This is a genomic window from Tritonibacter sp. SIMBA_163, assembly GCF_046535935.1.
Classification (GTDB): Bacteria; Pseudomonadota; Alphaproteobacteria; order Rhodobacterales; family Rhodobacteraceae; genus Epibacterium; species Epibacterium scottomollicae.
Map to the genome: position 1 here is coordinate 1 of NZ_JAWJBP010001420.1, position 233 is coordinate 233.

Annotated in this window: 1 pseudogene; it reads right to left on the reverse strand. The window is 66.5% G+C overall.

The features are described 5' to 3' along the window. A pseudogene (locus tag R0J92_RS26975) lies at window positions 1-201 on the reverse strand (hypothetical protein); the annotation flags it as partial. Window positions 202-233 lie beyond the last annotated feature (32 nt).

Genomic DNA, 233 nt, shown 5'->3' on the forward strand with positions numbered 1-233 from the left:
GTACTGGACGATCGCCTGGAAGATCCGGCTCGGCGCCGGCAGGATGGTCACCGGCGTGTCGAAGGCGATCACCAGCAGTTCCCAGATGAGGAACAGGCCGATGGTATAGAGCCAGGGGGCTGCCCTGACCCAGTTGATGCGCTTGACCGGCGGCTTGGCGGCGGCGACGGCGATCGGGGCGTTCTCCGGGACGACCGTCATGCGACCATCCTCGCTGTGGCGATCTCGCCATG